At 70.9% G+C, this 11,822-nt stretch carries 14 protein-coding genes; 8 read left to right on the top strand and 6 right to left on the bottom strand.

Features of this window, described 5'->3' with window-relative positions; translation table 11 throughout:
* The first annotated feature begins 17 nt into the window (after positions 1 to 17).
* Positions 18 to 137: a (Na+)-NQR maturation NqrM gene (gene nqrM, locus C665_RS21300; RefSeq protein WP_281054728.1), complete on the top strand. Its 120-nt coding sequence runs from the start codon at positions 18 to 20 to the stop codon at positions 135 to 137.
* Between the two features lie 15 nt (positions 138 to 152).
* The gene (locus C665_RS15030; protein ID WP_012585463.1) at positions 153 to 560 is read left to right on the top strand and encodes a CBS domain-containing protein; all 408 of its coding nucleotides are present in this window, start codon (positions 153 to 155) and stop codon (positions 558 to 560) included.
* Between the two features lie 200 nt (positions 561 to 760).
* Here C665_RS15030 and dnaQ read toward each other — a convergent pair whose 3' ends face one another.
* The 3 genes from dnaQ to C665_RS15015 are packed head-to-tail and all read right to left on the bottom strand — an operon-like array spanning position 761 to position 2,680.
* Entirely contained in the window at positions 761 to 1,480 is a 720-nt protein-coding gene (gene dnaQ, locus C665_RS15025) for a DNA polymerase III subunit epsilon (RefSeq protein WP_004320384.1), read from the bottom strand.
* A gap of 13 nt (positions 1,481 to 1,493) precedes the next feature.
* Complete coding sequence (gene rnhA, locus C665_RS15020) at positions 1,494 to 1,952, bottom strand: ribonuclease HI (protein ID WP_004320382.1); 459 nt, start codon at positions 1,950 to 1,952, stop codon at positions 1,494 to 1,496.
* Positions 1,953 to 1,954: 2 nt separating this feature from the next.
* On the bottom strand, positions 1,955 to 2,680 hold the full coding sequence (locus tag C665_RS15015) for a methyltransferase domain-containing protein (protein ID WP_004320379.1): 726 nt from the start codon (positions 2,678 to 2,680) through the stop codon (positions 1,955 to 1,957).
* A 28-nt stretch (positions 2,681 to 2,708) separates the two neighbouring features.
* Between C665_RS15015 and gloB the strand changes: the two genes are divergently transcribed.
* Positions 2,709 to 3,482 carry a hydroxyacylglutathione hydrolase gene (gloB, locus tag C665_RS15010; protein ID WP_004320376.1) on the top strand — a complete coding sequence of 258 codons (774 nt, stop codon included), beginning with the start codon at positions 2,709 to 2,711 and terminating at the stop codon, positions 3,480 to 3,482.
* Between the two features lie 6 nt (positions 3,483 to 3,488).
* Positions 3,489 to 4,865 (top strand): transglycosylase SLT domain-containing protein, encoded by a 1,377-nt coding sequence (locus tag C665_RS15005; RefSeq protein ID WP_012585467.1) that lies wholly within the window; start codon positions 3,489 to 3,491, stop codon positions 4,863 to 4,865.
* A gap of 157 nt (positions 4,866 to 5,022) precedes the next feature.
* On the opposite strand, the gene C665_RS15000 is transcribed toward C665_RS15005, so the two are convergent.
* The 3 genes from C665_RS15000 to C665_RS14990 form a co-directional block, all read right to left on the bottom strand.
* The gene (locus tag C665_RS15000) at positions 5,023 to 7,110 is read right to left on the bottom strand and encodes an ABC transporter ATP-binding protein (protein WP_004320371.1); all 2,088 of its coding nucleotides are present in this window, start codon (positions 7,108 to 7,110) and stop codon (positions 5,023 to 5,025) included.
* 171 nt (positions 7,111 to 7,281) lie between these two features.
* A complete protein-coding gene (locus C665_RS14995) occupies positions 7,282 to 7,770 on the bottom strand; it encodes an FKBP-type peptidyl-prolyl cis-trans isomerase (protein ID WP_012585468.1) in 489 nt (162 codons plus the stop codon).
* Positions 7,745 to 8,242, bottom strand: coding sequence for a peroxiredoxin (locus tag C665_RS14990; RefSeq protein WP_004320365.1), 498 nt, complete (start codon positions 8,240 to 8,242; stop codon positions 7,745 to 7,747). The genes C665_RS14995 and C665_RS14990 overlap by 26 nt, the downstream gene beginning before the upstream one ends.
* A 220-nt stretch (positions 8,243 to 8,462) precedes the next feature.
* Between C665_RS14990 and C665_RS14985 the strand changes: the two genes are divergently transcribed.
* From C665_RS14985 to C665_RS14970, 4 genes are all read left to right on the top strand, one after another.
* On the top strand, positions 8,463 to 9,500 hold the full coding sequence (locus C665_RS14985) for a zinc-dependent alcohol dehydrogenase family protein (RefSeq protein ID WP_231570673.1): 1,038 nt from the start codon (positions 8,463 to 8,465) through the stop codon (positions 9,498 to 9,500).
* A 59-nt stretch (positions 9,501 to 9,559) separates the two neighbouring features.
* Positions 9,560 to 10,168, top strand: coding sequence for a transcriptional repressor LexA (lexA, locus tag C665_RS14980; RefSeq protein ID WP_004320360.1), 609 nt, complete (start codon positions 9,560 to 9,562; stop codon positions 10,166 to 10,168).
* A gap of 22 nt (positions 10,169 to 10,190) precedes the next feature.
* Complete coding sequence (gene imuA / locus C665_RS14975; protein WP_004320358.1) at positions 10,191 to 11,009, top strand: translesion DNA synthesis-associated protein ImuA; 819 nt, start codon at positions 10,191 to 10,193, stop codon at positions 11,007 to 11,009.
* Between the two features lie 113 nt (positions 11,010 to 11,122).
* On the top strand, positions 11,123 to 11,822 hold a 700-nt coding region (locus C665_RS14970), incomplete at its 3' end, for a Y-family DNA polymerase (protein WP_004320357.1).

The following is an 11,822-nucleotide window of genomic DNA, read 5'->3' as shown; positions in this document are numbered from 1 at the left end:
TTTGGGGGCGAAAGCCGATCTCCGGCAGCTGTGGCGGGCTCGGCTCGATGGGTCAGGACTGCGAGTTCGGCTGCAAGAAGCCGTGCTCGAAGCGCCAGGCCCGCATGATGGCGGCGCAGGCCGAACAACCACACTGATTCCCCGGAGACATGATGCTCGGCTCCCTTCTCGTCAAGGACTACATGGTCGGCGACCACCTCGCCTTCTCGCCGGACACCGATCTGCTCAAGGCGGTCCGTCTGCTGCTCCAGCGCGGCCTCTCCGGAGCGCCGGTGGTCGACGAAAACCGACGCCTCATCGGCTTCCTCTCCGAGAAGGACTGCCTCAAGGCGGCGTTGGACGCCTCGTATTTCCGCCGCGACGAAGGGAAGGTGGAAGACTTCATGAACCGCGACGTCGTCTCGATCCGCGCCAGTGCCAGCCTGATCGACGCGATCGAACTCTTCCTTGCCAGGAACCACCACATCCTGCCGGTCGTCGAGGGCGCGCGCCTGATCGGGCAGATTTCCCGCCACGACATCCTCAAGGGCCTGGAGAAGGTCCGCCGCGACGAACGCTAGCCTTCAGCGTCCTCGTGCACGAAACCGGTGCGCTGCGGGGCACCTGCGGAGCGATGCGAGTCGCGAGCGGGCGCTTCCATGGCGCCGTCGCAGATCCCATGCGCCCTGATCACGACTTGCATCGCCTTCCATGAGCGCCGGCGCACGCTCCCGCATCTGCAGGGGCGTGGCAAGTCACGGCGGGCTCAGCCGCCAGGCGCTCATCCCGCCGACGCCGGCTCCGGAGGCAACCACAAGCACAGCCCCTTGTTCGCCTTTGCGATGTCGGCGAGCGCTGCATCGTGGGCGGCGCATTCGTCGGCGCTCGCACGCAACACCCGGACCGCGGCGCGCAGCACGGGCGCGCCCTCGCTGTCGGACTCCCGCGGCGCGGCTTCCTCGTCGAGCCCGATCATGAGACTTTCCTGGCCGCGCGTCATCGCCAGGAAGACCTCGGCGAGCAGTTCCGCGTCGAGCAGCGCGCCGTGCAGTTCGCGGTGCGCGTTGTCGATCTCGTAGCGGTCGCAGAGCGCGTCGAGCGAAGCCTTCTTGCCCGGGTTTTGCTCCTTGGCGAGCTTCAGCGTATCGACGACCCCGGCGCACAGCGCACCCAGCTTCGCGCGCCCGAGGCGCTCGAGTTCGGCATCTAGGAAGCCGACGTCGAAGCTCGCGTTGTGGATCACCAGCTCGGCGTCGCGCACGAAGTCCTCGAAGTCGGCGACGATATCGGCGAACTTCGGCTTGTCGGCGAGGAATTCCTCGGTGATGCCGTGCACCGCCACCGCCTCGGCGTCGATGCCGCGCCCGGGGTTGATGTAGACGTGGTAGTGGCGGCCGGTGAGGCTGCGGTCGAGCAGTTCGACGCAGCCGATCTCGATGACGCGGTCGCCGTTGCGCCAGTCGAGGCCCGTGGTTTCGGTGTCGAGGACGATCTGTCTCATTGCACGCTCCCGCTCAGCATTGCACCGCGGCGCCGGACTTGCGCACCGCGTCCACGCCGCGGCGCGCGAGCGCGTCGGCGCGTTCGTTCTCGGGGTGGCCATTGTGGCCGCGGACCCACAACCACTTCACCTGGTGGCGCGATGCCGCCTCGTCGAGCGCCCGCCACAGGTCGGCGTTCTTGACCGGCTCCTTCGAGGCCGTCTTCCAGCCCCGCGCCTTCCAGCCGTGGATCCACTCCGAGATCCCCTTCTGCACGTACTGGCTGTCGGTGTGAACTCGCGCCGCCACCGGGCGCTTGAGCGCGTCGAGGGCACGGATCACCGCGAGCAGCTCCATGCGGTTGTTGGTCGTCGCCGGCTCGCCACCCCAGATCTCCTTCTCGTGCGATCCGGAGCGCAGGATCGCGCCCCAGCCGCCGGGTCCGGGATTGCCGCTGCAGGCGCCGTCGGTATAGATATCCACTTCTTCCATCGTTACTGCATGTTCCTCGTCGAGCCGTCGCGCTGGGCGACCGGCGAAAGTCGTTTGGCCGCGGCCTTGCGGCCGCGCCAGTGGGGGGTGATCAGCCGCATGCCCTGCACCCGCTTGACCCCGTGCAGCAGATAGCCCGCGCCCAGCACCGGCCACCAGCGCGAGCCAGCCCGGTCGAGGCAGCCCCAGCGCTCCAGCCACTGCGGCGTGCGCAGCGGCGGGGCGTAACAGCCGAAGCGGCTCTCCTGGATCTCGAAGCCGAGCAGGTTGAGCCAGTCGCGGATGCGCATCGCCGAGCGGTAATGCCCGCTCCACGGCGCCTCCGCGCCGCGGCGCGCGATCAGGCGACGCAGGCCCCACAGGCTGAGCGGGTTGAAGCCGCTGATCACGACGCTGCCCTCGGGCACCAGCACGCGCTCGACCTCGCGCAGCACCCGGTGCGGGTGCGCGGAAAACTCGAGCACATGCGGCAGCAGCACAAGGTCGAGGCTGCCGGTGGCAAAGGGCAGCTCGTATTCGCTGCAGCGCAGGTCGCGACCCTGCGGGCCGCAATCGATCCGGCGCGGCATGCGATTGGCGCGCAGCAAATCGAATCCGGACAGCCCGAGCTGCACCGCGTGATAGCCGAAAATGTCCGCCACCAGGCGGTCCAGTCCGTCCTGCTCCCAGTCGAGCAGGTAGCGCCCCTGCGGGGTCTGCAGCCATTCCTCGAGCCGGAGGATTGACATCGGCACTCAGGTCCTCACAATTCGCGGGATGGACATTATCCCCGTTCCCGCCTTCCGCGATAACTATATCTGGCTCGTCCACGACGGCCGCCATGCCTTGGTGGTCGATCCGGGCGACGCGACCCCGGTCGAGGAAGCCCTGCGCGAGCACGGCCTCGTGCTCGGCGCGATCCTGGTCACCCACCACCACCCCGACCACACCGGCGGCATCGCCGCGCTGGTGGCGAGCCACCGTGTACCGGTTTACGGCCCCGCGCGCGAATCGATCGCGGGCGTCGTCCATGCCGTCTCCGACGGCGACGAAATCCACCTGCCCGCGCCCGCCATCGCGCTGCGCGTCCTCGACGTGCCCGGGCACACCGCCGGCCATGTGGCCTACGTCGGCATGGACATCGAGCCGGGCCTGGTGTTCTGCGGGGATACGCTCTTTTCCGCCGGCTGCGGCCGGCTCTTCGAAGGCACGCCGACCCAGCTCGAGCACTCGCTCGCCCGCCTGGCCGCCCTGCCCCCCGACACCCGGGTGTTCTGCACCCACGAATACACGCTGTCCAACCTGGCCTTCGCACGCGCGGCCGAGCCCGAGAACGTCGAACGCGACGCCTGGGCCGCGCACTGCGAGACGCTGCGCGCACGCGGCGAACCCACCCTGCCGAGCACCGTCTCCCGCGAGCTGGCGATCAACCCCTTCCTGCGCTGCGACCAGCCCGGGGTGATCGAGGCCGTCGCCGCGCACACCGGCAGCCGCCCGCAGGATGCGCTCGAATGCCTCGCCGCGCTGCGTGCCTGGAAGGACCGCTTCTGAGCCCCGATGACCTCTTCCGCTTCTTGTGCCGCCCAGCCCCGCGGCGGCCGCAGGCATGGCCCGCTGCTGGCCGTCTGCGCCTGCGCCCTCGCCCTTGCCGCCCTCGCCTCTCCCGCGTCCGCCCGTGACGTGACGGCGGCCCCGGCCACCCTCACCGCCAGCGACACCGCCGCTAGCGCCGCGGTAGCGACGTCCGCGCCCGAGACGGCGCGCGTGCTCACGCTCGATCTCACCCGCGACGCCAACGACATATGGGATCGCATCCGCCGCGGCTTCGGCATGCCCGACCTCGACAGCCAGCGGGTGATGGACCAGCAGAGCTTCTACCTCAACCGCCCGCGCTTCCTCAAGCAGGTCTTCGAGCGCGGCGGGCGCTATCTCTACTACATCGTCGACGAACTCGAGCGCCGTGGCATGCCGACCGAGCTCGCGCTGCTGCCGATGGTCGAGAGCAGCTACAACCCGATGGCCTACTCGCGCGCGCACGCTTCCGGCCTGTGGCAGTTCATCCCCTCGACCGGCAAGCACTACAACCTCACCCAGGACCACTGGGTGGACGAGCGCCGCGACGTGATCGCCTCGACCAACGCCGCGCTCGACTACCTGCAGCGCATCTACGAGATGCACGGCGACTGGCACCTCGCGCTCGCCTCCTACAACTGGGGCGAAGGCGCGGTGCAGCGCGCGCTCAAGCGCAACGCCGAGGACGGCCTGCCGCTCGAATACGAGCACCTGCGCATGCCCGACGAGACGCGGAACTACGTGCCCAAGCTGCAGGCGATCAAGAACATCGTCGCCGAGCCCGAGCTCTTCCACTTCGAGTTGCCCTACGTCGCCAACGAGCTGCACTTCGTCAGCGTCGAGGCACCGATCGGGGTCGACCTCGCCACCGCGGCGAAGCTCTCCGGCATGCCGCTGGACGAGTTCCTCGCCCTCAACCCGGGCTTCAACCGCCCCGCGGTGACCACGCCCGGGCAGATCTTCATCGTGCCCACCGACCGCGCCGAGCAGCTGCAGCAAGGCCTCGCCGAGCTCGACGAGGAGGACGGCGAATGGCGGATGCACGTGATGGCCGCGGGCGAGACCCTCGAGGCGGTCGCCGCCCGCCATGGCCTGAGCTCGGCCGAGCTGCGCAGGCTCAACGGCCTCGGCCCCGGCAGCCAGCCGGGCGAAGGCCATTCGCTGCTGGTGCCCGACGGCATCGACCCGGACGGTGCGCTCGAGGTGACCAGCCTGCTCCCGTTCGCCGCCACCGCCGCCCGCCAACCGGGCCTCAAGCTCAACACCAGCCAGGCCCGCAGCGGCGAGCCTCACCTCAAGTCGCCCAAGGCCAGGCAACGCCCGGGCGAGAAGCGCAGCACCAAGCGCAGCAAGAAGCGCTGATCCTGGCGGCGGGGGCATGGAGTCCCGGGGCTCCCACCGCGCTTCGCGCCCCCTGCACAAGGAGCGACGCCAGTCGCGACTGCAGCGCCTCGACGAGCGCAGGCGCTTGAACGCTCGCGCGATCGCGACGCGCGTCGCTCCTGCAAGAAAACCGGTGTCAGCGGAGCGCTAGCGGCCAGTGGCAGCGCACGCGGTGGCCCTGGCCGAGGTCGGCGGGCGCGGGGTAGCGGATCCGGCATACGTCGGTGGCGTATGGGCAGCGCGGATGGAAATGGCAGCCGCTCGGCGGGGCGAGCGGCGACGGCAGCTCGGCCATGATCGTGCCGGGGGTCGCCGTGCTCCCGCCCGCAACGCCTGTGCCCCCCACGTCCGGTGCCGCGCCGCCCGCGCCCTCGATCCGCGGCACCGCCGCGAGCAGCGCGCGGGTGTAGGGGTGGGCGCGCACGCCGAGCACGCGCTCGATCGGGCCCTCCTCGACGATGCGACCGAGATACATCACCGCGACCTCGTCGGCGAGGTACTCCACCACCGCGAGGTTGTGGGTGATGAAGAGGTAGGCGAGGCCTTGCTCGTGCTGCAGCTCGCGCATCAGGTTGAGCAGCTGCGCCTGCACCGAAACGTCGAGCGCGCTGGTGGGCTCGTCGCACACGATCACCCGCGGCGCCACCGCGAGCGCACGCGCCACCGCGATGCGCTGGCGCTGACCGCCGGAGAACTCGTGCGGATAGCGCCAGCGCATCTCCGCCGACAGCCCCACACGCTCGAGCAGTTCGGTCACGCGGGCCTGGCGCGCGCGGTGGTCGGCGCCGACGCCGAGCGCAGCCAGGCCCTCCTCGATGATCTCGCCCACCCGCATGCGCGGATCGAGCGAGGCGAAGGGGTCCTGAAAGACCATCTGCACCGCACGCCGCAGGGGTTGCAGCGCCGAGAGCGGCAGTGCGTCGTAGCGCTCGCCATCGAGCCATAGGCGGCCGGCGGTGGGCTCGATCAGGCGCAGCAGGGCCTTGCCCACGGTGGTCTTGCCGCAGCCCGATTCGCCCACCAGCGCGAGCGTGCGCCCGGGCTGCAGGCGCAGGCTCACGCCGTCGACGGCCTTCACGTGACCGACGGTGCGGCGCAGGAAACCCTTGCGTACCGGGAAATGCACCGCCAGCTCGGCCACCTCGAGCACGCTCTGCGCCGGGCGTGCGGCGACGACATCGGCCGCACCCGCCGTCTCGCGCACGAACCGGCGCGGAATCGCAACGCCTTCGTACAGATGGCAGCGCACGGCCTGCGTGCCGACCGCATGCCAGACGGGGACTTCCTCGTCGCAGCGGTCGAAGGCGGCCGGACAGCGCTCCGCGAAGCGGCAGCCGGGGAAGTGGCGGTCGGGCGGCGGCACGCTGCCCACGGGCGCGTCGAGCGCGCCGCCGCGCTTGGCCGCCTCGGGCAGCGCGGCGAAGAGCTTGCGCGAATACGGATGCAGCGGCGTGGCGAAGAAGGCCTCGCGCGGACCGCTCTCCACCACCTGACCGGCATACATCACCCCCACGCGGTGGGCGACGCGCGCGACCACGCCGAGATCGTGGGTGATCAGCAGCATCGCCATGCCCTCGCGGCGCTGCAACTCGGCGAGCAGGTCGAGCACCTGGGCCTGGATGGTGACATCGAGGGCGGTGGTCGGCTCGTCGGCGATCAGCAGGCGCGGACGGCCGGCGAGCGCGATCGCGATCATCACGCGCTGCTTCATCCCGCCCGAGAACTGGAAGGGAAACTCCTGCAGCCGGCGCTCGGGGTCGGGGATGCCCACCGCTGCGAGCAGCCGACAGGCTTCGGCGCGCGCCGCCGCGCCGCGCAAGCCGTGGGCGGCGAGCGCCTCGGCGATCTGCGCACCCACGCTCATCACCGGGTTGAGGCTGGTGGCGGGCTCCTGGAAGATCATGCCGATGCGCCCGCCACGCACCCGCCGCATCGCCGCCTCGGGCAGCGCGAGCAGGTCCTCGTCGCCCAGGCGCACGCTGCCCGCGGCGATGCGGCCGCCGTCGGGCAGCAGGCGGGCGAGCGCGAGCGCGGTCATCGACTTGCCGCAGCCCGATTCGCCGAGCAAGGCGAAGGTCTCGCCCGCGGCGATGGCGAAATTCACCCCGTCGACCGGGCGGACCTCCTCGCCGTCGGTGCGCGCGATCGCCACGCCCAGTCCTTCGACGTGCAGCAGCGCAGCGGTCGCGGCTTCAGGGAGATCGGCGGGGAGCGGAGCGTTCATGCGCGTGGGACGACCCTTGCAGGGCCGCAGCAGATCGAGGCGGAGGAAGGCGGAGAGAGGCGAACGAGGCGCGGACGAGGCGGACGGCCCCTGACACGCACCACGCAGCCGCAGGTGCCGTCCACATGTCGAAAGGGCCGCTTGCGCGGCCCCGTCCTGACATCGGTGCAATCAGTGGTGGTGATGACCACCGGGACCATGCACATGGCCGTGGGTGATCTCCTCGGCGCTCGCCGCGCGCACCTCGGCGACGGTGACGTCGAACACCAGCGCCACGCCGGCCAGCGGGTGGTTGCCATCGACCACGACCTTGCCGTCGGCGATGTCGGTGATGCGGTAGATCATGTCTTCCTCGCCGTCCTCGGAGACGCGCTCGAAGCTCATGCCGATCTCGATGTTGTCCGGGAAGAGCTTGGCGTCCTCGACCAGGATCAGCTCCTCGTCGTAGTCGCCGAAGGCGTCTTCGGGCTGCAGCTTGACCTGCAGCTGCTCGCCGACCTTCTTGCCGTGCAGGGCCTCTTCGAGCAGCGGAAAGATGCCATCGTAGCCGCCGTGCAGATAAACGAGCGGGTGCTCGCCGTCGTCGATCACCGCGCCTTCGGGGTCGCGCACGGTGTACTTCAGCGTCACCACGCTATTCTTGACGATTTCGTTTTGCATGCTGGTGTTCCAGTTCCTTGACCAATTCGAAAACCGCGGCGGCGTGGCCGCGGGGTGTCACATCGTAGAGCGCGTGGCGGATCCTGCCCTGCTTGTCGATCACGAAGGTCGACCGCCGCACGCCCATCTTCTTCATCCCGTCGACTTCGCGCTCATGCCATACGTTGTAGAGCCGGCACACCTCGGTGTCCGAATCGGAGAGCAGGCGGATCGACAATCCTTCCTGGTCGCGAAACTCGGCGTGGGTCAGGCAATCGTCCGGGCTCACGCCGACCACGATGCAGTCGTAGCGGGCGAACTCGTCGTCGTGGTCGCTGAAATCGGCGGCCTGACGCGTGCAGCCCGGGGTCTTGTCGCGAGGGTAAAAGTAGAGAACCACATTGTGCTTGCCGGCCACCGACGCGAGGTCGAAAATTTCCATGTCGGCATCCGGCAACGAAAACGCGGGGGCGATGTCTCCGCTCTGCAGCATGTGTTCTCCCTGATGTGGGCCGGATTCTAGCCGAGACCCCAGGCGAACACTACCGCCGGGACCGCAGGCTTCGGACTGGTCGAGCATGGGGGTCTCCTCCCTTTTCCTTGTCGTCGTGTCGGGTGCCGCGATGCGGCTCCGTGTCCAACGAATAGCCCAGATCGGGGCCGTACTCAAGTCGCAGCGCACCATCGTTCCGCCTGTCCTGGAGACCGCAAGCATGCCCCGGCCCCATCCGAACGCCCCCGCCAAGCCCCCCGCCGGCATGCGCGCGATGCAACTCGAACGCCCCGGCGAGGCCCTGCGCGCGGTGCATCTGGCGGTGCCGCGCCCCGGCCCCGGGCAGGTGCTGCTGCGGGTGGAGGCCTGCGGCGTGTGCCGCACCGATCTCCACCTCATCGACGGCGAGCTGCCCGACCCGGTGCTGCCGATGATTCCCGGCCACGAGATCATCGGCCGCGTGGTCGAACTGGGCGAAGGCGTCGGCGACGCCGCGGGCATGGTGCCGGGTCAGCGCATCGGCGTGCCCTGGCTGGGGTGGACCTGCGGGCATTGCGGCTTCTGCGCCAGCCAGCGCGAGAACCTCTGCGACGCGGCGCGCTTCACCGGCTACCAGATCCAGGGCGGTTATGCCGAATACACCGTGGCCGACGCACGCTACTGCTTCCCGATCGACGAGGCGCTCGACGCCGCCGAGGCCGCGCCGCTGCTGTGCGCCGGCCTGATCGGCTATCGTGCGCTGGAGATGGCGGGCGCCGCGCGCCGCATCGGCCTCTACGGCTTCGGCGCGGCCGCCCACATCATCACCCAGGTGGCGGTGTGGCAGGGTCGCGAGGTGTACGCCTTCACCCGTCCCGGCGACAGCGCAAGCCAGGCCTTCGCCCGCCGGCTCGGCGCCTGCTGGACGGGCGCGGGCGAAGAGCGCCCCCCGCACCCGCTCGACGCCGCGCTGATCTTCGCCCCCTCCGGCGAGCTCGTCCCCGCCGCGCTGCGCGCCGTCGCCAAGGGTGGCACGGTGGTGTGCGCGGGCATCCACATGAGCACCATCCCCGCCTTCCCCTACGACATCCTGTGGGGCGAGCGCCGCATCGTCTCGGTCGCCAACCTCACCCGCCGCGACGGCGACGAATTCCTCGCCCTCGCGCCCAGGGTGCCGGTACGCACCGAGGTCGTCCGCTTCGCCCTCGAGGACGCCAACGAGGCGCTCGAGCGCCTGCGCCGCGGCGCGCTGCAGGGGGCGGCGGTGCTGCTGCCCTGAATTCCGCTTGCCAGCGCTGCGGGACTGTTTAAAATTACAGCCATCCCATGGAGGCTGTCATGACCGCCCGTAGCGAAAACCTCACCGCGCGCCAGCAGGAAATCCTCGATTTCATCCGCTCCACCGTCGAGTCCGAAGGCCGCCCGCCCACCCGCGCCGAGGTGTGCACCGCCTTCGGCTTCCGCTCGCCCAACGCCGCCGAGACCCACCTGCGCGCGCTCGCCGCCAAGGGCGCGATCCTGCTCGAGGAGGGGCGCGCGCGCGGCATCCGCCTGGCCGAGGCGCTCGGCCTGCCCCTGGTCGGCCGCGTCGCCGCGGGCAGCCCCATCCTCGCCGCCGAACACGTCGAGGCGCGCTATCAGCTCGACCCCGCGCTGTTCTCGCCCAGGGCCGACTACCTGCTGCGCGTGCGCGGCATGAGCATGCGCGACGCCGGCATCCTCGACGGCGACCTCATCGCGGTGCATCGCAACAGCGAGGCGCGCAACGGCCAGATCGTGGTCGCCCGGGTGGACGACGACGTCACCGTCAAGACCCTGCAACGCAAGGGCCCGGTGGTCGAGCTCCTCCCCGCCAACCCGGACTACACCCCGATCGTCGTGGACACCCGCCGCGAGCCGCTGGTCATCGAAGGCGTCATGGTGGGGCTGATCCGCAAGGACCACTGAGCGAGCCGATGCCGCACCCGCCATGGCCCTCCCGCTCCAACGCCACGCCGACGCGTCGCTGCGCGCCGTAGCTCCTGCCGCCACCGGCACGCATGGCGTGCTCGCCGGCCTGCCTGCGGGCAGCGTGTGGCAGGCGAGCCGGCTCGCAGGCGCCGCAGGAGCGGTGCTGCCGACCGGCTTCTCCGCGCTCGACGCCGAGCTGCCCGGCGGCGGCTGGCCGGCCGGGGCGCTCATCGAGCTCCTCGCCGACCGCCCCGGCGTCGGCGAACTGAGCCTGCTGCTGCCGCTGCTCGGCGCCACCCCGCCCGCATGCTGGATCGTCTGCATCGCCCCGCCGCTGCTGCCCTACGCTCCCGCGCTGGCGAACGCAGGCGTGCCGCTGGCGCGCCTGCTCGTGGTGCGCCCCGAGCGCCGCGAAGACCTGCTGTGGGCCGCACGCCAGGCACTGCTGTCGGGCAGCTGCGCCTGCGTGCTGGCGTGGCCGCAGCGCATCGACAATGCCGGACTGCGCCGCCTGCAGCTGGCCGCCGAGGAAAGCGCCACCCCGCTCTTCCTCTTCCGTCCCGGCAGCGTCGCCGGTCAGCCTTCGCCGGCGGTGTTGCGGATTGCGCTCGCCCCGCAGCCCGAAGGCCTGCAGCTACGCATCCTCAAGCGCCGCGGACCGCTCGCCGCCGCGCCGCTCGTGCTCGCCCTGCCGCCCGGGGCCAGCGCGGTACCGAAGGCATCCCGCGCAGGGCAATCCCCCCGGATGCCCCTCTCGGCAGCTTCCCACCCTACCGCATCCACCACCGTCGCCCCCGTCGCGCCTGCATGCAAACCGGAAGCGCGGCGTTTTCTGTAGGAGCGACGCCAGTCGCGATCGGCGGCCTTCCTCCACCCGCCGCAATCGTTTCGTCGCTCTAACCGCAGCCCTCGCTGCCGACCGATTCAAACACCTCGACGCGGAGCGTTTCCATGTTGTGGCTGGCGATCCTGTTGCCGGCGTTGTCGCTGCAGGTCTTCACACGCGGCGTACGCGCCGCCCCACCGCTGGCGATCCTGTCGCCCCGGGGCCGGGTGCTGGCCGCCAGCGCGGCGGCGAGCGCGGCCGGCATCGAACCGGGGCAGCGTGCGGCGAGCGCCCTCGCCTTGCTGCCCGAACTGCGCCTGCAACCGCACGAGCCGGCGCGCGAAGCCGAAGCCCTCGCCGAGATCGCCACCTGGGCCGGGCGCTTCAGCCCGCGGATCAGCCTGTCCGCAGCGGACGCGGTGCTGCTGGAGATCTCCTCCTGCCTGCGCCTGTTCGGTGGCACGGCACAGATCGAATCCGCCTTGCGCGAAGGCCTTGCCGAGCTGGGCTTCACGGCCCTGCTGGCCTGCGCACCCACTCCACTGGCCGCGCGCTGGCTTGCACGGGCGGCCGCTCCTTCCGCCCTCTCCTGCCCCCCGACCGACGCGGCACTCCCCACCGACGCCGCCGGGCAAGACTGGCGCGCTGCGCTCGACCCGCTGCCGCTCGAACTCCTGAGCGAGGAAGACGCCTGCGACGCCGCCACGCTGGAGTTGCTCGCCGGACTCGGCCTGCGCACCCTTGGCGAGCTTCGCCGCCTGCCGCCCGCCGGACTCGCCCGCCGTGGTGCGCAGGCGGCCGCGCGGGCGCTGGCGCGGGCGCGCG

Source organism: Thauera aminoaromatica S2, assembly GCF_000310185.1.
GTDB lineage: Bacteria > Pseudomonadota > Gammaproteobacteria > Burkholderiales > Rhodocyclaceae > Thauera > Thauera aminoaromatica.
Note: the sequence above shows the minus strand (reverse complement) of the source record. Positions and strands in the feature narration are given on the sequence as shown.

Excerpts from the sequence above, each read along its gene's own strand:
- C665_RS15030 (WP_012585463.1), top strand. The coding sequence starts at position 153 with ATGCTCGGCTCCCTTCTCGTCAAGGACTACATGGTCGGCGACCACCTC.
- dnaQ (WP_004320384.1), bottom strand. The coding sequence starts at position 1,480 with ATGAGACAGATCGTCCTCGACACCGAAACCACGGGCCTCGACTGGCGC.
- rnhA (WP_004320382.1), bottom strand. The coding sequence starts at position 1,952 with ATGGAAGAAGTGGATATCTATACCGACGGCGCCTGCAGCGGCAATCCC.
- C665_RS15015 (WP_004320379.1), bottom strand. The coding sequence starts at position 2,680 with ATGTCAATCCTCCGGCTCGAGGAATGGCTGCAGACCCCGCAGGGGCGC.
- gloB (WP_004320376.1), top strand. The coding sequence starts at position 2,709 with ATGGACATTATCCCCGTTCCCGCCTTCCGCGATAACTATATCTGGCTC.
- C665_RS15005 (WP_012585467.1), top strand. The coding sequence starts at position 3,489 with ATGACCTCTTCCGCTTCTTGTGCCGCCCAGCCCCGCGGCGGCCGCAGG.
- C665_RS15000 (WP_004320371.1), bottom strand. The coding sequence starts at position 7,110 with ATGAACGCTCCGCTCCCCGCCGATCTCCCTGAAGCCGCGACCGCTGCG.
- C665_RS14995 (WP_012585468.1), bottom strand. The coding sequence starts at position 7,770 with ATGCAAAACGAAATCGTCAAGAATAGCGTGGTGACGCTGAAGTACACC.
- C665_RS14990 (WP_004320365.1), bottom strand. The coding sequence starts at position 8,242 with ATGCTGCAGAGCGGAGACATCGCCCCCGCGTTTTCGTTGCCGGATGCC.
- C665_RS14985 (WP_231570673.1), top strand. The coding sequence starts at position 8,463 with ATGCCCCGGCCCCATCCGAACGCCCCCGCCAAGCCCCCCGCCGGCATG.
- lexA (WP_004320360.1), top strand. The coding sequence starts at position 9,560 with ATGACCGCCCGTAGCGAAAACCTCACCGCGCGCCAGCAGGAAATCCTC.
- imuA (WP_004320358.1), top strand. The coding sequence starts at position 10,191 with ATGGCCCTCCCGCTCCAACGCCACGCCGACGCGTCGCTGCGCGCCGTA.